This window comes from Sphingomonas sp. JUb134 (genome assembly GCF_004341505.2).
Taxonomy (GTDB): domain Bacteria; phylum Pseudomonadota; class Alphaproteobacteria; order Sphingomonadales; family Sphingomonadaceae; genus Sphingomonas.
On record NZ_SLYP02000001.1, the window covers coordinates 1,172,172 to 1,192,993 of the forward strand.

Here is a 20,822-nt window from a genome sequence, read left to right on the forward strand (position 1 = left end):
TCGAGGGGACAACCGGCGGCGGGGCGCGGCGTTTCACCCGCGAATCACTCTCAGGCGGCGAACAGCTCGAGCTGCTGCTTCTTGGGCGCGACCAGTGGCTTCAGCTCGGCGCGGTCGGCGAGCGCGAGCGGGCGCCAGTCGTCGGCGATCAGGAAGGGGCGGAGCTTCTTGATCGAGACGGTGAGGCGAGCAACGTCGTCAAGGCGCAGGCGGCGCCAGCGGCGGGCGGAGAGGATGGCGTTCACCGCCTTCACCCCCAGCCCAGGCACGCGCAGCAGCGCCTCACGCGGCGCGCGGTTGACGTCGACGGGGAAGTTGTCGCGGAACTTCAATGCCCAGGCGAGCTTGGGATCGATGTCGAGCGGCAGCATGCCGGTGGCGTCGTCGGCGGCGGCGCGGACTTCGTCGGGCTTGTAGTCGTAGAAGCGCATCAGCCAGTCTGACTGGTAGAGCCGGTGCTCGCGCATCAGCGGCGGGCGCTGGAGCGGCAACACCGCCGACGCCTCCGGGATGGGGCTGAAGGCCGAGTAATAGACCCGGCGCAGCTCGAACCGGTCGTAGAGGGTGGCGGCGCGGCCGACGATGTCGCGATCGGTCGCGGCATCGGCGCCGACGATCATCTGGGTGGACTGGCCGGCGGGCGCGAAGCGGGGGGCGCTGCGGTAGCGCTTGCGCGCATCGGTGCCGTCGGTGATCGCGGTGCGCATCCCGTCCATCGCGCCCTCGATCTGGGTCTCCGACTTTTCGGGGGCGAGGCGCTTGAGGCCGCTGGTGGTCGGCAACTCGACGTTGATCGAGACGCGATCGGCGTGGAGCCCGGCCTGGTGGATCAGCTCGGGGTCCGCGTCGGGGATGGTCTTGAGGTGGATATAGCCGCGGAAGTCGTGGTCTTCGCGCAAGCTGCGGGCGACCTCGACCATCTGCTCCATGGTGTAGTTGGACGAGCGGATGATGCCGGAGGAGAGAAACAGCCCCTCGATATAGTTGCGGCGGTAGAAGCTGAGGGTCAGGCGCACGACTTCCTCGGCGGTGAAGCGCGCGCGCCGCACGTTCGAGCTCTTGCGGTTGATGCAATAATGGCAGTCGAAGATGCAGCTGTTGGTCAGCAGGATCTTGAGCAGCGAGATGCAGCGACCATCGGGCGCATAGGCGTGGCAGATGCCCATCCCCTCCGTCGAGCCCAGCCCCTTGCCGTCGCGCGAATTGCGCTTGGCCGTGCCGGACGAGGCGCAGGAGGCGTCGTACTTCGCAGCGTCCGCGAGGATCGCCAGCTTTTCGCGGGTGTCGAGCTGCGCCATCTGTTCTATCTATGTTCGAACGGGCGGCGGTGCAAGGCTGGAAGATCAGCGGGTTACGGCACAATTTTTCCGAGCCGTTCGCCCTGAGTAGCCATTGAGCGAAGTCGAAAGGGCGTATCGAAGGGCGGGTGCTTCGATACGGGTCTTCGACAAGCTCAGCCCCTACTCAGCACGAACGGGGGTGGGGGCACGGTGCTGTGCGACAGAACCGTCGTCCGCCCGCCATGCCAGCCACGCCACAACCCCCAGCAGCGGCAGTGCGACCAGTGCCCAGATGCCCAGCCCCTCCCAGGGGGTGAAGCCGAGCCATTCGTCGGCGACGGTGCGCAGATAGCCGGGTGCGAACCGCTCCAGCAGGACTGCGCGCCAGACCGCGTAGTCGAAGAAATCGGGGGCGGCGATTTCGGCCGAGGCGATCATCAGGTTGATGGCCATGGAGATCGCCAGCAGCTGCGCGGCAAGGAGCTTGCCGACCGGCGTGCGCAGCAAGGTCCAGAAGCCGGCGAGGCCGAGCCCCAGGAAGCCCAGGGCGGGAACGGCATGGCGGGGGCCGGTCGAGTGGCCGCCGTCCCAATAGTAATAGGCGGCGTTGTAGAGGAAGGGCAGGATGCTCAGCACGATCGCGAGCACGGCGAGGTCGCGGTGGCGGCGATCCCAGAGCAGCCAGGCGAGGCCGATCGGCGCCAGCACCAGCACCGGCGAGACCCACAGGATCCCCCGCCGCGGGCCGAACACGATCTCCCACAGCACGTGCGGCTTGGGATAGGTGAGGCCGAAGAAGCCCTGCTGCATGCCGGCGAAGTCGGTGACGCCGGCATAGCCCGACTGGAACGGCGATCCGAACGCAAAGGCATTGTAGGCGAACAGCGGCAGCACCGCGACGAGCGCGACGCCAGCGGCGGCGAGCATCACCGGGAGCCGCTGCGCCCAGGCCCAGCGCCGCATTCGCCACAGCGCCCACAGGCCGATCGGCAGCGCCTCCAGCACCGAAGGCGGCTCGATCACCGCGCCCCAGCCGAGTGCCAGGCCGGCGATCGCGGCATAGCCGATGCTGGCGCGGGTGCCGCCGGGCGTGCGGGTGCCCCGCCACACCGCCCAGACGGCGATCACCAGCATCGCGCCCGAGGCGGCATGGCCGAAGATGGTGGTGGCCCAGCCCCAGGCGATCGAGCCCAGCGCATAGCCGAGCGCCCCGAACAGGCCGGCCGCAGGGCTGCCGGTCACGCCGCGGCCAAGGTCGAACAGCAGCATCGCAGCGATGGCGACGAACAGCGCCGAGGTGAAGACGGCGGTGAGGCGGACCCGGATCTTGATGAAGCGGTTGAAGCCGGGGTCCTCGTTGCGGATGCGGTGGAACTCGGCATCGTCGCCGGTGACGGCGTCGGCGAGCGCGACGAAGGGCACCGCCATCAGCGTCATGCCCGGTGCCTTGTCGGTGTAGAAATGGTCGCCGAACTGCGCGCGATCGATCGTCAGCGCGGCATATTCATCGATGGTGGCATTACCCTGCTCGACCAGCGAGACGGCGGCGTACATGCGGGTCGCGTTGTTGGGGTTGAACTCCCAGGAGCCGAACCAGCCGCAGGAGAACCAGACGAGCGCGAACAGCAACCAGGCGATCGGATCGCGTCTCAGTCCCGTCTGTGCCGTCATGCCGCCGCCGCCGTTCCCCGTTCAAAGAGGCGTGCGGCTACGACGGCAGGGACTTGGACGCAACGTCCGGCGCGATCAGGGAACGCTGCGTTCGGCCTCTGCCTTGGCGGCGCGGCGTTCCGCCTTCCAGCGGTTGGCGTTCTGGACGAAGCAGCCCGACTGGCCGCTGGCACCCACGGTGCTGCAGCTGCCGACGCCGGTGGCGCCTGCCTCCAGCCCGGACTGCTGGCGCACGGCCCAGCTCTGCTGGTCGGGCGACGCCTCGGTGGTGCGCAGCTCCTTGGGGATGCGGAAGCGCTCTTCCTCGCCCCGACGCACGCACACCACGATTTCCTCGCCATTGGCGTTGGTGGGGCATTTGTCGTTGCCGTAGATCACCAGCACGCCGTTCTGTGCGGCATTCTGGGCGACCGCGGGGGCGGAGAGGCCCAGCACCGGTGCAGCCAGCCCGATCGCTGCCATCAGCATCCACTTTGCCATCGGTCGTCCTCCTGTTGCCGCCATCCTAACGCGGCAAGCCTCATATGCGTTTCGATGCGGCGATTGCCACCCGGCAGCCGAGCCGGATCACGGCGGACAGCACCGGATAGCCGATCGCCTGTTCGGCGCCGTGGGCGATCGCGGCTTCCTTGTGCTCCAGCTCCTCGGCCTGGAACTCCAGCACCGCGGCCGAAAGCTCCGGCTCCTCGTCGCGAAGCTCGGCGAGCTGCTGGTCGTAATGCTTGTCGATCTCGGTCTCGACGGCCGCGGTGCAGGCCATCGCCGCCTCCGGTCCGATCGCGGCGGTGACGGCGCCGAGCGCGAAACCGGCGACGCTCCAGAAGGGCTGGAGCAGGGTCGGGCGGACGCCGCGTTCGGCGATCATGGCGTCGAACCAGGCGCGGTGGCGTTCCTCCTGCTTGGCCATGCCGACGATCTCGCGCGCGAGCGGGACGCGATCGCCCATCACCGCAAGCTGCCCCGCATAGATGCGGGTCGCGCCATATTCGCCCGCCTGATCCACCCGGATCATCTGGGAGACCGGTTCCCGCCGATCGCCGGGTCGCCACCGCTTCATGCGCGTTTTCCTGCCAGCACAAAGATCCCCAACGCGCCGGCGAGCGAAAAGATCGCATTGAAGCCGGCGAGCGAAATGCCGGCCAGCGTCCATTGCGGCACGTCGCAGCGGATCACCGGCGCCTTCATGATCGCGTCGAGCATGTTGCCGCCGCCGCCCGAGAAGGGCGTCGCGCAGCCGGTGATGCCCTGCCACCAGCCATATTCGACGCCCGCGTGGAACACGCCGATCGCCCCGCTGGCGGCGATCGCGACGCCGGCGAGCAGCACCAGCGCGACGCGGGCGGAGGTGCGCGCCACCAGGAAGCTGAGCATCGCGAGCACGATGGCGGCGTAATGCGGCCAGCGCTGCCAATGGCACATCTCGCACGGGTAGAGCCCGCCCAGATATTGCGATCCGAGCGCGCCGAGCATCAGCACTGCGGGGACGAGCAGCGCGAGCCAGCGCGCCGCCTGGAGATTGCCGCCGCGCATGTCAGCGCTTCTTTGCCGGGGCCGCCGTCGCCACCGCGCGCGGCGCAGGACCCAGGCGGCCGAGCGTCTGCAGCGCATAGTGGAGCTGGAAATCCTCGATGCCGCGCTTCTTGAGCGCCTCGGCACTCTCGGTGAAGCGCGGATCTGGCTTGCCGTCGTCCTCCAGGACCGAATTGTCGACCTTGGCCTCGTTGATCAGGTGGCGGCGCAGGTCCGCCTCGCGGAACACCGGGCGATCCTTATAGTCGGGATCGGAGATCTGCGGCACCTTGAGGTCGGGCTCGATGCCGCCTTCCTGCACCGAGCGGCCCGAGGGCGTGTAGTAGCGCGCGGTGGTGAGGCGCAGCGCCGTCTCCGGCCCGAGCGGCAGCAGCGTCTGCACCGATCCCTTGCCGAAGGTCCGCTCGCCCATGACGATCGCGCGGTGATGGTCCTGGAGCGCGCCGGCGACGATTTCCGAGGCGGAGGCGGTGCCGGCGTCGACCAGCACGATGATGGGCAGGCCCTGGGTCAGGTCGCCGGCCTCGGCATAATAGCGTTCGATGTCGGTCTTCTCGCGGCCGCGCTGGGAGACGATCTCGCCGTGGTCGAGGAAGACGTCCGACACTTCGATCGCTTCGTTCAGCAGGCCGCCGCCGTTCTCGCGCAGGTCGACGATGTAGCCGAGCGGCTTGTGGCCGAGCGCCTTTTCGATCGCGGCGACCGCGGCGCGGGTGTCGGCGCCGGTCTGGGCGGAGAAGGTGTTGATGTTGATGATGCCGATGCCGTCCTTCACCTCCCACTTCACAGGCTTCTGGACGATGATCTCGCGCGTCATGGTGGCGGTGATCGGCTTTTCCTGGCCCGGGCGGACCAGCGTCAGCGTGACCTTGGTGTTGGCGGGCCCGCGCATTTGCGAGATCGCCTCGTCCAGCGAGCCGCCGTAGATCAGCTTGCCGTCGATGTGGGTGATGTAGTCGCCCGCCTTGATGCCGGCGCGTGCCGCCGGCGTGTCCTCGGTCGGGGCGATGACCTTGATCGCGCCGTCGATCATGGTGACGGTGAGGCCGAGGCCGCCGTAATTGCCCTCGGTCGCGATGCGCATGTTGTCGAAATCGAGCGCGTCGACGTACGAGCTGTGCGGGTCGAGCGCCGCCAGCATGCCCTGGATCGCGCCCTTCACCAGCACCTTGTCATCGACCTTGTCGACGTAGGAGGCGCGGACGCGGTTGTAGACGTCCATGAAGGTGTCGAGCTCGCGATAGCTGTCGCTATCGACCTGCGCCATCGCGCCGTTGGCGATCGGGACCAGCGCCAGCGCGCCCACGATCGCAGTGGCCTGGAGGAGCGGGCGAACCATGCGGGGAACCTTATGAACGGACATGCCGCACCGGAATAGCGCCAAAGCGTGGCCGCGTAAAAGGAACTCTGGCGGACCGCCTCAGCCGAGCATCGTCGCGAGGTCGATGGCGGCGCCGTGACGGCGCAGCTCGACGGTGACCTGGGGCGCGTCGCCGCCGGGGGCGAGGCCGAGCGGCGTGCCGGCGGCCACCTCGGTCCCGCGGCGCACCGTGGCGCGGCCGAGCCCCGTGACGAGCGTCGTCCAGCCGTTGCCGTGATCGAGCAGGATGATGGTGCCGTAGCTGCGGAAGGGGCGGGCGAGCAGGACTCTGCCGGCAAGCGGCGCGACCACGCGCGTGCCGGGCGCCACCGCGAGCGTCAGGCCGCGCGACCGTACGCCCGCGTCCGAAATCTCGCCGAAGCCGGTCACCACCGCGCCGGTGACCGGCAGGCGATAGGGCGAGCGGTGGACGGGCGTGCCGTCCGAGCCTGGGCGCAGCAGCGGCCCGGACAGGGTGGTGAGCTCGCCCAGCGTCACCGCGGCGAGCTGCGTCTCCTGCATCTGGTCGACGATGTCGCGCGCCCGTTCGCCGAGCGCGATCGCGCGGTCCGATTCGACCAGTGCGGTGCGGCCGAGATCCTGCGAGCGCAGCCGCTGTGCCGCCTCCAGCCGCACCAGCTGGAGGCGCTCGTCCTCCAGTCGCCGGCGGCTGCTGCCGAGCGCCTGCACCGCGAGTGCCGCCTGGCGCCGCGTGCGCTGCACCTCTGCGACTTCCGCGCGGACGGCGCTGGTGCGCTGGCGGACGGCGGGAAGCACGGTGGCGAGCACGGCGCGGACGTGGACGGCATCGGCGGTGGAGCCGGGCTGGGCGACGGCCGCCACCGCCGGCCGGCGCGCGAGCGACTGGAGCGCGGCCATCAGCCGCACGATCGGGTCGCGGCGGCGGGCAAGCTCGTCGCGGCGTTCGGCGAGCAGGCGGCCGACGACCGCCACGCGCGTTTCGGCGGCGCGGTGCTCCGCCTCGGCCGCGGCGATGCGGGCGGCCATGCTGCGCTGCCGGGCGGCGGCGCGATCGGCGGCGGTCTGGGCGGCGGCGGCCTGTCGCTCCAGCGCCTGGGCGCGCGCCTGGGCACGATCCGCCTCGATCCGGGCGGTGCGCAGCCGCTCGCGCTGCTGGTCGAGGGGGGAGGGGGCGGCGGTGCCGATGGTGACGGCGCCGAGTGCGGCGCTACCGGCGGCCAGCACCAGCAGGGCGGCCGCGACTTTCCCGCCGCGGCGCATCAGCCCTCGCGATGGTAGGGGTGGTTGGAAAGGATGCTGGCGGCGCGCCACAGCTGCTCGGCAAGCATCGCGCGGGCCATCATGTGCGGCCAGGTGAGGCGGCCGAACGAGATCAGCAGGTCCGCCTCCCGCCGGTCGGCATCGTCGAAGCCGTCGGCGGCGCCGATCAGGAACCGCGCCTCGCGCACCCCGTCGTCGCGCCAGTTCCCCAGGATCTGTGCGAACTGGCGGGACGGCATGTCGCGGCCGGTTTCGTCGAGCATCACGATGCGGGTGCCGGGTTCGCGCGGCGGCACCTTGCCGCCCTTGTCGGGCAGCTCGGTGACGCGGGTCGGCCAGGTGACGCGCTTGAGATAGCGATCGACCAGCTCGGCCTCGGGACTGCGCCCGATGCGCCCGCGCGCGACGATATGCAGCAGCACGGGCGCGAAGGGTCAGGCGGAGGCGGGCGGGTTGCCGGTCGACCCCATCGTCGGCGTGTCGCCGAACGCCCACATCCGCTCCAGGTTGTAGAAGGTGCGGACCTCCGGGCGGAACAGGTGGACGATCACGTCGCCCGCGTCGATCAGCACCCAGTCGGCGGTCGGCAGACCCTCGACCCGGGGGCTGCGGCCGAACTCGGCCTTCACCTTCTCGGCGATCTTGGTGGCCATGGAGGCGACCTGGCGGCTCGAACGGCCGGAGGCGACGACCATATAGTCGGCGATGCTGGACTTGCCGGCGAGCGGGATCGAGACGGTTTCGACCGCCTGATCGTCATCCAGCGAGGTGAGGACGAGGCGGTGCAGCGCCTCGACGTCGTCGGTACCGCCTTCGCGTGCGGAAGAGGGGTTGGGCAACTTGTCTCCTAGCCTTTCATGGCCGTGCGCGTGGGGATTTGGTTCGGCCTGCTGTGCCGGTGCCAGGCGGGATCGGCGGCTCGAATGCCGGTCGCCGAGGTCGGATCGGGGCGGAAGCGCAGCAACACGAGTGCCGGCAAACTCCAATTCGTCCATCGTTTCGCCTGGCCTGCGGGCCGCGCATGGCGCCGCAGCCAGCCCATCGCGACACTTGCGCGGGCCCGTCGATCATACCCCGGACGCGCGATAACCGCAATCGGCATGGTGCGCGCGATTTCGCGCCACCCGCGCCAGCGGTGGAACTGCGCGAGATTGTCGGCGCCCATCACCCAGATGAAGTCGTGATCGGGGAAGCGCGCGACGAGCTTTCGCAGCGTGTCGAGGGTGTAGCGGGTGCCCAGCCGCCGCTCGATGTCGGTGGCGCGGATGCGCGAGTGGCGCGCCATGCGGGTGGCGGAGGCGAGGCGCGCGGCGAAGGGCGCCATGTCGGATGCGTGGTCCTTGAGCGGATTGCCGGGCGAAACCAGCCACCAGAGCTCGTCGAGCTCCAATGCGCGGATCGCCTGGAGCGAAATGCCGCGGTGGCCGCGGTGCGCCGGATTGAAGGAGCCGCCGAGGAGGCCGATGCGGGACATGGGGGCGCGATGCCAGTGTTGCGCGGCGGGTGCAACGGCGTGGGGGGCTCCCGACGCCAGCCGTGCTCCTGCGCAGGCAGGAGCCCAGGGTTCCGCGCGATACCGGTCGTTGCTCTGCTTGGCCCTGGATCCCTGCCTGCGCAGGGATACGGTTTTGCTTGGGGCGGAGGTTAGCGCTTGCGGACCGCAGCGAGCGCCGGGGCGCGGTATTCGGATTGGCGTTCGATCATCCAGCCGGGGTATTCGGGGGCAAGCTTGCTGGCGGCATCGAGGGACGCGAGCTGCTCCGCGGTCAGCTCCACGTCGACCGCAGCGAGATTGTCCTCCAGCTGGTCGACCCGCTTGGCGCCGACGATGACGCTGGTCACCACCTTCTGGTGAAGCAGCCAGGCGAGCGCGACGCGGGCGACCGACACGCCATGCGCCTCGGCGATCGGATCCATGGCCGAGAGCACCGCTTCGCCGCGGGTCTGGTCGACAGGCGGGAAGTTGAAGTTGGTGCGGCGCCCGTCGCTGTCACCCGCCCGGTACTTGCCCGACAGATAGCCGCCGGCAAGCGGGCTCCACACCATCAGGCCGAGCCCCTCGGATTCCATCATCGGCGCCAGCTCGCGCTCCAGGTCGCGGCCGGCCAGGGTGTAGTAGGACTGCACCGTCTCGAACCGGGCGAAGCCGCGGCGTTCGGAGATGCCGAGCGCCTTGGCGATCTGCCACGCCGCCCAGTTGGACACGCCCACGTAGCGGACATGGCCCTGGGTCACGAGATCGTCGAGCGCGCGCAGCGTTTCCTCGATCGGCGTCACCGAGTCCCAGCCATGGATCTGGTAGAGGTCGATATGGTCGGTGCCGAGCCGCGTGAGGCTGGCCTTGACCTGATCGAGCAGGTGCCCGCGCGAGGCGCCACGATCATTGCGGCCCGGCCCCATCGGCCCGAATGCCTTGGTGGCGAGCACCACCTCCTCACGCCGCAGCCCCAGGTTGCGGATCGCCTGGCCGGTGATCTCCTCCGACAGGCCGTTGGAATAGACGTTGGCGGTGTCGATGAAGTTGACCCCGGCATCGACCGCGGTGCGCAGCAGCGCGTCGGCATCCGCCTGCTGCACCTGGCCCACCGCCTTGAACATGCCCTCTCCGCCGAAGGTCATGGTGCCGAGGCAGAGTTCGGACACGAACAGGCCGGTTCGGCCAAGCTGGTTGTAGTGCATGGGGGATGCGCCTCCTGAGCGATGGGCGGCCCGGCAGATGGGGAGGCATTTTGCTCGTGCAACCGATCGGTGCGAAAAAGCTCCGCGTCAGGGGCGGGTCTGGCCGGTGCCGGTGACGGTCCATTTGTACGTGGTGAGGCCTTCGAGCGCGACGGGGCCGCGGGCGTGGAGGCGGCCGGTGGAGATGCCGATCTCCCCGCCCAGCCCGAACTCGCCGCCGTCGGCGAACTGGGTGGAGGCGTTCCACATCACGATCGCCGAATCGACCCCGTTGAGGAAGCGCTCGGCGATAGCCGCGTCTTCCGTCACGATCGCGTCGGTGTGACCGGAGCTGTGACGGGCGATATGGGCCAGTGCGCCTTCCACGCCGTCGACCCGCTTCACCGACAGGATCGCGTCGAGATATTCGGTGTCCCAGTCCTCTGCCGCGGCGGGGCGCACGCGCGGATCGATCGCCTGCACGTCCGCGTCGCCGCGCAACTCGCAGCCGCCGTCGATCAGGGCGGCGAGCAGCGGCGCGGGATCGGCAAAGGCGCGGTCGATCAGCAGCGTCTCGGTCGCGCCGCAGATGCCGGTGCGGCGGAGCTTGGCGTTGACCACCAGGGTGCGGGCCATGTCCGGGTAGGCGGCGCCATCGACATAGCTGTGGTTGATGCCGTCGAGATGCGCGAGCACGGGCACGCGCGCCTCCGCCTGGACGCGGGCGACCAGGCTCTTGCCGCCGCGCGGCACGACCATGTCGATCAGGCCCTCGGCCGCGAGCATGGCGCCCACGGCGGCGCGATCGGTGGTGGGGACCAGCTGGATCGCATCGGCGGGTACGCCCCCGGCGACGAACCCGCGCTGCATGGCGGCGTGGAGCGCGCGGTTGCTCTCGATCGCTTCCGACCCGCCGCGCAGGATGGCGGCGTTGCCGGCCATGACGCAGAGCGCGCCGGCGTCCGCGGTGACGTTGGGGCGGCTCTCGTAGATGATGCCGATGACGCCGATCGGCACGCGAACGCGGCGCAGCACCAGCCCGTTGGGGCGGCGATCCTCCGATACCAGCGCGCCGACCGGATCGGGCAGGCCGGCGATCGCCTCCACACCGGCAGCGGCGCCTTCCAGGCGGGCGGGATCGAGGCGGAGGCGGTCGAGCAGCGCCGCGCTCAGGCCGCGCGCCTCGCCGGCGGCGACGTCGCGCGCGTTGGCGGCGAGGATCGCGGACGCATCGGCGCGGATCGCGGCGGCGGCGGCGCGCAGGGCTGCAGCCTTGGTGGCGGTCGGAAGCGCAGCCAAGGCGCGGGCAGCAGTGCGGGCGCGAGTACCCATCGCGCGCACGAGGGCGACGGGATCTTCGGGCAGGGCGGCGAAGGCGAGATCGGCGGGCATAGGGTGCCACGCTAGCATGGCCGCGCTCGCCTCCCAAAGCCCCTCGACAGCTTGCAGGGACGTGATAGCTTTCGGCCATGGGGGAAGTGGAAACAGGGGGCGACATCGTCGCCGGGGGGCTGTTCGCGCGCGCGATCGAGCCGAGCGCAGGTGAGGGCCGGGGGCACCGGTCCGGGCATGGGGCGGGCCACGCGCATGGCCTGTGCCTCAACTGCGGGACCGCGCTGATCGGGGCGCATTGCCACCGCTGCGGGCAGGCGGGGCACATCCACCGCACGCTCCATTCGGTCGGCCACGACCTGCTGCACGGGGTGTTCCATTTCGAGGGCAAGATCTGGGACACGCTGCCGATGCTGGCGATGCGGCCCGGCACTCTCACCCGCCGCTATGTCGAGGGGGAGCGGGCACGCTTCGTATCGCCGCTGGCGCTGTTCCTCTTCACGATGTTCCTGATGTTCGCGGTGTTCGGCTGGGCCGGGGTCGGCAGCTGGATGCAGGAGGAGACGTTTCCGGAGCACATCGTCAAGGTGGATGCCGGGGATGCCGAGCGCCTGCAGGCCCGCATTGCGGCGCTCGATCGCGAGATCGCCCGCGGCGATACCAAGGGGCAGGCGGCGCGTGGGCTGCAGATCGAACGCTATGCGGTGGAGCAGGAGCTTGCGGTCGTGCAGGGGCACAGCGGCATCCCCGCGATGCTGCGCCGGCTGGGCGTGCAACTGGAGGGCAACGGCTACAAGAAGCTCGGCCACAAGCTCCAGAACCCGGAGCTGCTGCTCTACAAGATCAAGTCGAGCAGCTACAAATACAGCTGGGCGCTGATCCCCCTGTCGCTGCCGTTCATGTGGATGCTGTTCGCCTGGCGGCGGCAGTATCGCATGTACGACCACGCGATCTTCGTGATCTACTCGATCAGCTTCATGAACCTGCTGTTCGTGGTCATGGCGCTGTTCAGTCTCTCGCCCTTGCTGTCGTGGCTCGACGCATGGCTGCTGCTGGTGCCGCCGATCCACATGTTCGCGCAGCTGAAGGGCGCGTACCGGCTGCGGACGTTCAGCGCCGCCTGGCGGACGCTGGCGCTGCTGTTCGTGACGGCGGTGGTGCTGTCGATCTTCGTGTCGCTGCTGGTGGTGCTGGGGGTGATGGGGTGAGCGGTGCCGCCGCGAGGGTGGCAGGGGGTGGGGAGTACGACAAAGCTAGCGGTCGAGGCCTTGGGCTCCTGCCTGCGCAGGAGCACAGCTAAATCCTAGACGTTAAAGCTACTGTCGGAAACGCCTGACGGCGGAGGTTTAACTTGATTTGGGCCGTGATTAAGAGGCGGCATTCGCTAGGCCTGGGGCGATTGGCGCCGGTGACTGAGTAGACGTCTTCGGAATGTGGAGGATCCTTTGGCAGCTGATGCTTTCACCAAGCGCTGGATAATCGCTCTTTCCTGCCTAGTAGCGCTCGGGTTTGCGTTCCCGTTCATCATAGGCCCAATCACCTATGCTACTGGTTGCCAGAGCGTTGGGGGGGCGTGCGGGGCCGTGGCGCTAATGTTGGGCGTGTTCTTGCGCCTTCCAGCCGTCTTCGGTGTCGGCCTGTATCTTTCTCGTCTAGCGTGGGAAAGATCAGTCACTTTGCAAATCAGGCCGTGGGGCTTCCCTTTTGTAGTGATGTCCTACCTTGCTTCGATCAGCGTTCTATTTGGCTTCGGCAACTTCTGGGCAGCAAACTTCACTCTAGGGGTGCGAACGCCAGGCGGGTTGTTGGCGCTTGGTTTTCTGATAGCTGCTTTGACTGGACTCAGCTTGTTGCCGAATCCTGTAGTCGTAGCGCCGCAAGCTAAACCACGGTAAACAACCTTTGCAGTCGGTGGTTTATCGATGCTTCTTCTTTTACCGGGTGCGCTCGGGGGATTGACCGTCGTACCGTTCTTGAACAGATTGGTTTTTCCGGTCCGTCTAGCCCTGGTAGAATTGACTGCACCGTTTCTGCGGTACGTTGATCCATATCTCACCTTCCCGATGTTGCTAGCGTTCGTTGCTTCATTGGCCTGGTGGATCGAAAGCAGCAAAGCTAGTCGCGAAGACATCATCTGAACTGTGAGCATCGCAACCGGGCCCGGGTGCGAACCCCTCTTGGCGCGACGATGTGGTCAGTTCCACAGTACCGCAGGCAAAGAAAAACCCCTCCGCGAGGTCGTCGCGGAGGGGTTTTCTGTTCGTACCGGACCGGATCAGGCGCCGGCGGGGCTGGGGTTGCCGAAGGGACCCTGGGGGCGCCGCGTGCGCGGGATCGAGGTGCCGGCGGCGGCGACCGGGCGGGTCGGGCCGTCGGTCGGGCGGCCGAGGTCCTCGCCGGCGATCAGGCGCTTGATCTCGTCGCCGCTCAGCGTCTCATACTCGAGCAGGGCGCCGGCCAGCGTGTGGAGCTGGTCGACATGCTCGGTCAGCACGTCGCGCGCGCGGGTGAGGCCGCCTTCGACGATGCGCTTGATCTCGCTGTCGATCAGTTCCGCCGTCTTGTTCGACATACGCGCCGGGGCCGACTGCGAATAGCCGAGGAAGCTCTCGCCCTGCGGCTCGGCGTATTCGACCGGGCCGACGGCATCGGACATGCCCCAGCGAGTAACCATGTCGCGCGCGAGGCTCGTCGCCTGCTGGATGTCGCCCGAGGCGCCCGAAGACACCTTGTCGTAGCCGAAGATGATCTCCTCGGCGACGCGACCGCCCATCGCCACCGCCAGGTTCGCGTACATCTTGTCGCGATGATAGCTGTAGCTGTCGCGCTCCGGCAGGCGCATCACCATGCCAAGTGCCCGGCCGCGCGGGATGATCGTCGCCTTGTGGATCGGGTCCGACGCGGGCTCGTGGATCGAGACGATGGCGTGGCCGGCCTCGTGATAGGCGGTCATCCGCTTTTCGTCGTCGGTCATCACCATCGAGCGCCGCTCGGCGCCCATCATGACCTTGTCCTTGGCCTCTTCGAACTCGAGGTTCGCGACCAGCCGCTTGCCCTTGCGCGCCGCCATCAGCGCCGCCTCGTTGACGAGGTTGGCGAGGTCCGCGCCCGAGAAGCCGGGCGTGCCGCGCGCGATGGTGCGGGCATCGACGTCGGGTGCCAGCGGCACCTTCTTCATGTGGACCTGCAGGATCTTGATGCGGCCCTCGATGTCGGGGCGGGGCACCACGACCTGGCGATCGAAGCGGCCCGGACGCAGCAGCGCCGGATCGAGCACGTCGGGGCGGTTGGTCGCCGCGATGATGATGATGCCCTCGTTCGCCTCGAAGCCGTCCATCTCGACCAGCAGCTGGTTGAGCGTCTGCTCGCGCTCGTCGTTGCCGTTGCCGAGACCCGCGCCGCGATGGCGGCCGACCGCGTCGATCTCGTCGATGAAGACGATGCACGGCGCCGACTTCTTAGCCTGTTCGAACATGTCGCGCACGCGGCTGGCGCCGACGCCCACGAACATCTCGACGAAGTCCGAGCCGGAGATGGTGAAGAAGGGCACGCCCGCCTCACCCGCGATCGCGCGGGCGAGCAGCGTCTTGCCGGTGCCGGGCGAGCCGACCAGCAGTGCGCCCTTGGGGATCTTGCCGCCCAGGCGCGCGAACTTGGTTGGGTCCTTCAGGAACTCGACGATCTCCTGCAGTTCCTCGCGCGCCTCGTCGATGCCGGCGACGTCGTCGAAGGTGACCTTGCCTTCCTTCTGGGTCAGCATGCGGGCGCGCGACTTGCCGAAGCCCATCGCGCCGTTCGCGCCGCCGCCCTTCTGCATCTGGCGCACCACGAAGAAGGCGATGCCGAGGAACAGCAGGAACGGAAGCGCCTGGACCAGCATATACTGCCAGATCGACGGGCCTTCCTCCGGACGCGCGGTGATGCTGACGCCGGCCTTGCGCAGGCGCTCGGTCAGCTGCGGGTCGTCCATCGCATAGGTGCGGAACTTCTCGCCGTTCGACTGGGTGCCGGTGATGACGTTCTTGGTGACGTTGACGTCCTTGACCGACCCTTCCTCGACCCGGTCGAGGAACGCGGAATAGGGGATCGACGTACCGGCGTTCTGCGCCCCGCCGCTGGGGAACAGCGACACGAACAGCGCCAGGGCCATGAGGATGCCCACCCAGATGAGCAGGCTCTTCATCCAGGGGTTGCCGTTGCCGCCGTTCTCGGGGCCGGGCTGCTTGTCGTTGTCGTTCATGAAAGCGCGTACCTCTTCGTCCCTGCAAGATAGGCTGCGGGGGATGAATGGCAATGGAACAACATCGATCAGGCTGATCGACGCGGCGGTGCGGGCCGGAAATGCCACCGGTCCCCGTGCGCCGAGGCAGCGACGCCTGCCTGAGTGGCGCCGTTGCCGGCTTCGAGCGCGTCCAGCAGCGGCTCGACGTTGGCGGAGTCGGACCAGCTTCCCTCGGCCGCGGGCGCGTGCTGGCGGACATGGTGGATGGCGCGGCGGACGAGGCGGCGACGCAGTTCGCGGGGCAGGCCGGCCATGTCCAGCGCGCGTTCCCCGGCGGGCGCCGGGCACAGCCGCTCGCGCTCGATCCAGGTGACGGTCTCCGCAATTGCTGCATCCGTTTCGGCGCAATGCTGCGCAGCACGGGCGAGCCCCTCGACATCAAGCGGGGGCGAGCCGGCCAGCAACGCGCGGACCCCGGTGCGGTCGTGGCGGGGATCGGTGTTGGAGGGATCGTCGACGAAGGGGAGGGCGGCTGCCTCCGCCAGCGCGCGCAGGGTCGCGCGCCGCCAGCCGAGCAGCGGGCGGACGACCGGGAGGCCGCTCGCCTCGCCGGCGCCGGTGCCGTCCCAGCGTTCGGGGTGCCAGGTCCAATAGCGGCGGATGCCGGCAAGCCCGGCGGGGCCCGAGCCGCGTACGGCGCGCATCAGGAAGGTCTCGGCCTGGTCGTCGGCGTGATGGGCCGTGAGCAGCGCGGCCGCTCCCGCGCCGAGCGCCCATCGGCCGAGCAGCTGGTAGCGAAGCTGCCGCGCCTGTGCCTGGATGCTGGCGCCCTGGGGCGGCCGTTCGGGGGCGAGCGTGGCGTGCGGGATGCCGGCGTCACGGCACCAGCGGGCGACGATTGCGGCTTCGTCGGCGGCATCGGGGCGGAGGCGGTGGTCGACGGTGGCGGCGATCACCCGGCCGGGGTGCGCGGCATGCGCCAGCGCCAGCATCGCCATGGAATCGGGGCCGCCCGAGACGGCGAGCGCGATCGGGCCCGCGGGTGGGGCGCCGATCGCGGCGGCGAGGTCGTGCGCGAACCGCGCGACCGCCGCCGGATCGGGGATCACCGGATCAGCTGCACTTGGCGGCGGTGCGTCCACGCTGGATATCCGCCTTCATCGTCGCCGAGATGCGATCGGCATAGACGTCGGACAGCTCGGCATAGACCTCGCACGCGTCCTTCGGCTTCTTCAGCTGCACCAGCGCGTCGGCGAGGTAGAAGAGGCTGTCGGGCGCACGCTCGCCGTCCGGCATCTTCTTGTAATTGTCGTAAAAGGCGATCGAGGCGAGGCTGGGCTTGCCGTCGTCGAGATAGGACCGGCCGATCAGGTTCTGGGCCCAGCTGGCGCGGCGGTGCTTGGGGTATTTGTCGACCACGGTCTTGAGCTGGGCCGCGGCCTCCGAATAACGCTTCGCTGACCACAGGCGATAACCGTAGACATAGGCGTCCTCGGCCGGATCGCCGCTGGGCGCGGGCTTTTCCACGGCAGCGCCGGCCCCCGCAGGAGCGGCAGCAGCGGGGGCGGCCGGCTTGGTCCCGGCATTGCCCGGAAGAGTCAGCACGCCGCCGCCGTTGCCGGGGCCGCGGGCCGGGGCAGGGGAAGCGGCCGGGGCGCTGTCCGGCTCGCCACCCTGCGCGGCCGGAGCGGCAGCCCCGCCGCCTTCCAGCGCGGTGAGCCGGCCATCGTTGGCGCGGCGATAGGCCTCGAACGCCTCCTCCATCTGGCGCAGCTTGTACTGCGCCTGCTCGACCTGGCCGGTCAGCGTCATCTGCTGCGATTCGAGCGCGGCGACGCGCGCTTCCAGATTGGCGATCGGGCTGCCCGCGGGCGTGCCCGGCGCCTCGATCGGCGCCTGGGGTGCGGTGATCTCCGGCTCGACCTGGGCCTGGGCGCCGCCCGGGAACACCTTGCGCTGCACGGCGCGCATCTCGCGCTCAAGCTTGTTCACCCGGCCTTCGATCGCGGTCTGCGCGGTCGCGGGGACGGAAACTGCAAGGCCGGCCGCCAGAAGCGGAAGCGTCATGAGGATACGCATGTCGTGACACCCCCCGGTGGGATTTGGGAAAACTAGGGGGACCCTAATGGTCCGGCGATGCTGTCGCCAGCCTTAAGCGCGCGCGGAAAAGCCCGGGCGCGCCCAAGGCGAGCGGATCAGCCCTGGGGCGCGGCCGGCGCGGGGGCGGCCCCGGTGTCGGCGGCGACAGGCGCCGGGGTGGCGCCGCCGTCGCGGGCACGCAGCGCCTGGGCGCTGACGCCGATGTCCTTGATCGGGCGGGCGCCGCTGCCGAGCGGGGCCACCGACGATCCGTTGATGGTGACCGTCAGCTTGTCCGGGCGGCCGACGTTGATCATCGGGCCGTTGGCATCGACGGGCACGTCATAGCGCTCGCCCGCGGTCATCGTCTTCTGCATCAGCGTCTTGCCGGCGGCGTCATAGACGCGGACCCACACTTCGTCGGTGGCGGTGAGCGTCACCTGACTGCCGGTCACGGGCGCGGCCGGTGCGGCAACGGCCGGGGAGGCGGCGGGCACCGGCATCACGCCGAGCTCGCTCTCCGCCGTCGCCTGCTGCGCGGGCGGCGCGTCCCCGCCGCTGAGCAGGGTGGTGCCGAACCAGATGGCGAGCAGAAGCAGGATCAGGCCACCCGCGATCAACCCGCCGGTGGCGAGCCCGCGCGAGGGAAGCCGCGGGGGCGCATGGGGCTGAAGGTCGGGCTTGGGCTCGCGCCGCTGGTAGCTGGTGTCGAGCTCGCGGCGCAGATCGCGGGCGAGCGCCACTTCGTCCACGCCCACCGCCCGCGCGTAGGAGCGGCCGAAGCCCATCGCATAGGTGGTGGACGGCAGCTGGGAGAAGTTCGACGTCTCGATCGCCTCCAGATGCCGCTGCGGGATCCGAGTACGCGCCGCTACCTCGGCCAGGTCGAGGCCCTGGGCCTCGCGCGCCTGCCGCAACCGTTCGCCTGCCGTCATCGCTGCCGGGCTCCGTTCCACGGCGCCCTCGCCCTCACCCATTCCAGTCTCCACGCGGGGAATATTCACCAAGGTCGCGCCCCCGTCTTCGGGGCAGGTTTCGGACACGCATAAACCTGTGTCAACGTCGGGAGGCGCGTATCCGCCGCCGTTTCACGCCAGTTCAACCCCATTGTCAGTCGCCCAGGCGGTCAGCGCGGCCCGCATGTCGGGCGGTGGGGCTGCCAGCAGCCGCTCCATGGTCGCGGTGATGGCGGCGCGATCGAGCGAATGGATCATCGCCTTGATCGGGCCGACCGCGGCCGGCGTGATCGAAAGCCGGTCGATGCCGAGGCCGAGCAGCGCCATTGCTTCGAGCGAGCGCCCGCCCATCTCGCCGCACACGGTGACCGGGACGCCGGCATCGCGGGTGGCACGCACCACCCGGCGCAGGAAGCGCAGGATCGCCGGGCTCAGCCAGTCGTAGCGCAACGCCAGCTGCGGGTGCGCGCGATCGGCCGCGAACAGGAACTGGGTGAGGTCGTTGGTGCCGATCGACAGGAAATCGAGGCGCGGGAACAGCAGGTCGAGCGTCTCGGCAAGCGCCGGCACCTCCAGCATCGCGCCATAGAGGATCTCCAGCGGCAGCTTGCGCCCGCGCGAGGCGACCCAGTCGCGCTGGCGCTCGAACAGCTCTCGCGCCTGCTCGAACTCCCAGGGTTCGGACACCATCGGGAACATGACGCGCAGCGTGCGGCCGGCCGCCGCCTCGATCAGCGCGCGCGCCTGCGCCTTCATCAGCCCCTCGCGGGTCAGCGCCAGGCGCAGCGCCCGCCAGCCCATCGCCGGGTTCTCTTCCTCATGGTCGCCGGTCGCGAGATAGGGCAGCGCCTTGTCGCCGCCGATGTCGACGGTGCGGAACACGACCGGGCGGTCGCCGGCCACGTCGAGCACCTCGCGATAGAGCCGCTGCTGGCGCTCGCGCGAGGGAAGGGTGGAGGAGACCAGGAACTGGAATTCGGTGCGGAACAGGCCGATGCCGTCCGCGCCGGTGAGGTCCAGCGCGGCGGCGTCGTCGCGCAGACCGGCGTTGACCAGCAGGGTGATGCGGTCGCCGTCTCGGGTGACGGGCGGCTCGCTGCGAAGGGCAGCAAAGGCCGCGCGGCGGCGCTGCGAATAGAGCAGCTTGGCGTCGAACGCCTCCTCCAGGTCGGCGGTGGGGCGGATGACGCAATAGTCTTCGGACGCGTTGAGCAGCAGCCGGTCGCCTTCCGAGATCAGCCGGCGCACGTCGCGCACGCGGCCGAGCACCGGCACGCCCATGGCGCGCGCGACGATGGTCACGTGCGCGGTGAGAGAGCCTTCCTCCAGCACCACGCCCTTGAGGCGCCGGCGGTCGTATTCGAGCAACTCGGCCGGACCCAGGTTGCGGGCGATCAGGATCGTGTCCTGGCGAAGGCCCAGCTGCGCCGCGGTGCCGAGCTGGCCCGAGACGATGCGGAGCAGCCGGTTGGAGAGATCCTCCAGGTCGTGCATGCGATCGGCGAGCAGCGGGTCGGAAATCTCGCGCATGCGCATGCGGGTGCGCTGCTGGACGCGCTCGATCGCGGCCTCTGCGGTGAGGCCGGAATCGATCGCCTCGTTGATGCGGCGCGACCAGCCCTCGTCATAGGCGAACATCTTGTAGGTCGCGATGACCTCTTCATGCTCGCCGCCGACGCCGAATTCGGCCTGGCTGGTGATGCGATCGATCTGCTCGCGCATCTTGTCGAACGCGGCATAGACGCGGTGGCGCTCGGCCTCGGTATCCTCCGCGACCGTGTGTTCGACGGTGATGCGCGGCTGGTGGAAGACGGCGACGCCCGCGCCCATGCCTTCGACCAGCTTGAAGCCGTTGATGCGGGCGGTGCCGGTCGCCTGGGGGCGGCTGGCGGCGGCGGGGCCGGCCGCGTCGATCAGGTCGGCGTTGGCGATCAGTTCGGACAGCACCATGGCGACGGTCTGCAGCGCCTCGATCTCGACGTCGTCGTAGCGGCGCGGCTCGGTATGCTGGACCGCGAGCACGCCCACCGCCCGCTCGCGCCGGATGATCGGCACACCGGCAAAGCTGTGGAAACGCTCTTCGCCCGTTTCGGGGCGATAGGCGAAATCCGGGTGGCTCGCGGCCTCGGCCAGGTTCAGCGTCTCGACATTGGCGGCGATGGTGCCGACCAGGCCCTCGCCGGGGGCGAGCTTGGTGACGTGCACCGCCTCTTCGGCGAGGCCGACGGTGGCGAAGAGTTCGAACACGCCCTCCCGCAGCAAATAGATCGAGCAGACCTCGCTATCGAGCGTTTCCCCGATGATGTTGACCACGCTGTTGAGCTTGGCCTGTGCGGGGCTGCGCGACGCCATCACGTCGTGGAGGCGGGTGAGGATCTCTCGGGCGGAAGCGGCGGCCGATGCGGGCATGGGGCTGGCTACCATGCCGTTGCGGCCGACGCCATCGGGCCACCGGAAACTTCGGTAACGAAGTGTGCAAGGCAAGCGTGCGG

Annotated in this window: 18 protein-coding genes; 1 reads left to right on the forward strand and 17 read right to left on the reverse strand. The window is 69.4% G+C overall.

Going from position 1 to position 20,822, the window contains the following annotated elements; translation table 11 throughout:
* Positions 1-50 precede the first annotated feature (50 nt).
* From EDF69_RS05465 to EDF69_RS05520, 12 genes are all read right to left on the reverse strand, one after another.
* A complete protein-coding gene (locus EDF69_RS05465) occupies positions 51-1,298 on the reverse strand; it encodes a putative DNA modification/repair radical SAM protein (protein WP_132882628.1) in 1,248 nt (415 codons plus the stop codon).
* 162 nt (positions 1,299-1,460) lie between these two features.
* Positions 1,461-2,951 carry a hypothetical protein gene (locus EDF69_RS05470; protein ID WP_132882627.1) on the reverse strand — a complete coding sequence of 497 codons (1,491 nt, stop codon included), beginning with the start codon at positions 2,949-2,951 and terminating at the stop codon, positions 1,461-1,463.
* 75 nt (positions 2,952-3,026) lie between these two features.
* Positions 3,027-3,431: a hypothetical protein gene (locus EDF69_RS05475; RefSeq protein WP_125959068.1), complete on the reverse strand. Its 405-nt coding sequence runs from the start codon at positions 3,429-3,431 to the stop codon at positions 3,027-3,029.
* 40 nt (positions 3,432-3,471) lie between these two features.
* Positions 3,472-4,008 (reverse strand): demethoxyubiquinone hydroxylase family protein, encoded by a 537-nt coding sequence (locus EDF69_RS05480; RefSeq protein WP_132882626.1) that lies wholly within the window; start codon positions 4,006-4,008, stop codon positions 3,472-3,474.
* Positions 4,005-4,481, reverse strand: a complete 477-nt coding sequence (locus tag EDF69_RS05485) for a disulfide bond formation protein B (protein ID WP_125959066.1) — start codon at positions 4,479-4,481, stop codon at positions 4,005-4,007. Before EDF69_RS05485 ends, EDF69_RS05480 begins: the two co-directional genes overlap by 4 nt.
* Before the next feature lies 1 nt (position 4,482).
* Entirely contained in the window at positions 4,483-5,820 is a 1,338-nt protein-coding gene (locus tag EDF69_RS05490; RefSeq protein ID WP_132882625.1) for a S41 family peptidase, read from the reverse strand.
* Between the two features lie 81 nt (positions 5,821-5,901).
* On the reverse strand, positions 5,902-7,083 hold the full coding sequence (locus EDF69_RS05495; protein ID WP_132882624.1) for a murein hydrolase activator EnvC family protein: 1,182 nt from the start codon (positions 7,081-7,083) through the stop codon (positions 5,902-5,904).
* A complete protein-coding gene (locus EDF69_RS05500; protein ID WP_125959063.1) occupies positions 7,083-7,505 on the reverse strand; it encodes a 23S rRNA (pseudouridine(1915)-N(3))-methyltransferase RlmH in 423 nt (140 codons plus the stop codon). Before EDF69_RS05500 ends, EDF69_RS05495 begins: the two co-directional genes overlap by 1 nt.
* Before the next feature lie 12 nt (positions 7,506-7,517).
* A complete protein-coding gene (gene rsfS / locus EDF69_RS05505; protein ID WP_125959062.1) occupies positions 7,518-7,922 on the reverse strand; it encodes a ribosome silencing factor in 405 nt (134 codons plus the stop codon).
* Between the two features lie 8 nt (positions 7,923-7,930).
* The gene (locus tag EDF69_RS05510) at positions 7,931-8,617 is read right to left on the reverse strand and encodes a nicotinate-nucleotide adenylyltransferase (protein ID WP_274611233.1); all 687 of its coding nucleotides are present in this window, start codon (positions 8,615-8,617) and stop codon (positions 7,931-7,933) included.
* A gap of 110 nt (positions 8,618-8,727) precedes the next feature.
* Positions 8,728-9,762: an aldo/keto reductase gene (locus EDF69_RS05515; protein WP_132882622.1), complete on the reverse strand. Its 1,035-nt coding sequence runs from the start codon at positions 9,760-9,762 to the stop codon at positions 8,728-8,730.
* An 87-nt stretch (positions 9,763-9,849) separates the two neighbouring features.
* Positions 9,850-11,133 (reverse strand): glutamate-5-semialdehyde dehydrogenase, encoded by a 1,284-nt coding sequence (locus EDF69_RS05520; protein ID WP_132882621.1) that lies wholly within the window; start codon positions 11,131-11,133, stop codon positions 9,850-9,852.
* 77 nt (positions 11,134-11,210) lie between these two features.
* On the opposite strand from EDF69_RS05520, the gene EDF69_RS05525 reads away from it, so the two are divergent.
* Positions 11,211-12,281, forward strand: a complete 1,071-nt coding sequence (locus EDF69_RS05525; RefSeq protein ID WP_132882620.1) for a DUF3667 domain-containing protein — start codon at positions 11,211-11,213, stop codon at positions 12,279-12,281.
* Positions 12,282-13,348: 1,067 nt separating this feature from the next.
* Here the strand turns inward: EDF69_RS05525 and ftsH are convergent.
* From ftsH to ptsP, 5 genes are all read right to left on the reverse strand, one after another.
* Positions 13,349-15,313: an ATP-dependent zinc metalloprotease FtsH gene (gene ftsH, locus EDF69_RS05530; RefSeq protein WP_132882619.1), complete on the reverse strand. Its 1,965-nt coding sequence runs from the start codon at positions 15,311-15,313 to the stop codon at positions 13,349-13,351.
* A gap of 68 nt (positions 15,314-15,381) precedes the next feature.
* Entirely contained in the window at positions 15,382-16,437 is a 1,056-nt protein-coding gene (tilS, locus tag EDF69_RS05535) for a tRNA lysidine(34) synthetase TilS (RefSeq protein WP_339538008.1), read from the reverse strand.
* The gene (locus tag EDF69_RS05540; RefSeq protein WP_132882617.1) at positions 16,409-17,374 is read right to left on the reverse strand and encodes a tetratricopeptide repeat protein; all 966 of its coding nucleotides are present in this window, start codon (positions 17,372-17,374) and stop codon (positions 16,409-16,411) included. Before EDF69_RS05540 ends, tilS begins: the two co-directional genes overlap by 29 nt.
* 116 nt (positions 17,375-17,490) lie before the next feature.
* The gene (locus EDF69_RS05545) at positions 17,491-18,351 is read right to left on the reverse strand and encodes a helix-turn-helix domain-containing protein (protein ID WP_132882616.1); all 861 of its coding nucleotides are present in this window, start codon (positions 18,349-18,351) and stop codon (positions 17,491-17,493) included.
* A 111-nt stretch (positions 18,352-18,462) separates the two neighbouring features.
* A complete protein-coding gene (gene ptsP / locus EDF69_RS05550) occupies positions 18,463-20,739 on the reverse strand; it encodes a phosphoenolpyruvate--protein phosphotransferase (RefSeq protein WP_132882615.1) in 2,277 nt (758 codons plus the stop codon).
* Positions 20,740-20,822 lie beyond the last annotated feature (83 nt).

Bases quoted from the DNA above. Each gene is read 5' to 3' on its own strand.
- ftsH (WP_132882619.1), bottom strand. From the start codon at position 15,313: ATGAACGACAACGACAAGCAGCCCGGCCCCGAGAACGGCGGCAACGGC.
- EDF69_RS05545 (WP_132882616.1), bottom strand. From the start codon at position 18,351: ATGGGTGAGGGCGAGGGCGCCGTGGAACGGAGCCCGGCAGCGATGACG.
- EDF69_RS05520 (WP_132882621.1), bottom strand. From the start codon at position 11,133: ATGCCCGCCGATCTCGCCTTCGCCGCCCTGCCCGAAGATCCCGTCGCC.
- EDF69_RS05515 (WP_132882622.1), bottom strand. From the start codon at position 9,762: ATGCACTACAACCAGCTTGGCCGAACCGGCCTGTTCGTGTCCGAACTC.
- EDF69_RS05540 (WP_132882617.1), bottom strand. From the start codon at position 17,374: ATGCGTATCCTCATGACGCTTCCGCTTCTGGCGGCCGGCCTTGCAGTT.
- EDF69_RS05490 (WP_132882625.1), bottom strand. From the start codon at position 5,820: ATGGTTCGCCCGCTCCTCCAGGCCACTGCGATCGTGGGCGCGCTGGCG.
- EDF69_RS05485 (WP_125959066.1), bottom strand. From the start codon at position 4,481: ATGCGCGGCGGCAATCTCCAGGCGGCGCGCTGGCTCGCGCTGCTCGTC.
- ptsP (WP_132882615.1), bottom strand. From the start codon at position 20,739: ATGCCCGCATCGGCCGCCGCTTCCGCCCGAGAGATCCTCACCCGCCTC.
- EDF69_RS05480 (WP_132882626.1), bottom strand. From the start codon at position 4,008: ATGAAGCGGTGGCGACCCGGCGATCGGCGGGAACCGGTCTCCCAGATG.
- EDF69_RS05465 (WP_132882628.1), bottom strand. From the start codon at position 1,298: ATGGCGCAGCTCGACACCCGCGAAAAGCTGGCGATCCTCGCGGACGCT.
- EDF69_RS05475 (WP_125959068.1), bottom strand. From the start codon at position 3,431: ATGGCAAAGTGGATGCTGATGGCAGCGATCGGGCTGGCTGCACCGGTG.
- EDF69_RS05495 (WP_132882624.1), bottom strand. From the start codon at position 7,083: ATGCGCCGCGGCGGGAAAGTCGCGGCCGCCCTGCTGGTGCTGGCCGCC.
- EDF69_RS05470 (WP_132882627.1), bottom strand. From the start codon at position 2,951: ATGACGGCACAGACGGGACTGAGACGCGATCCGATCGCCTGGTTGCTG.
- EDF69_RS05525 (WP_132882620.1), top strand. From the start codon at position 11,211: ATGGGGGAAGTGGAAACAGGGGGCGACATCGTCGCCGGGGGGCTGTTC.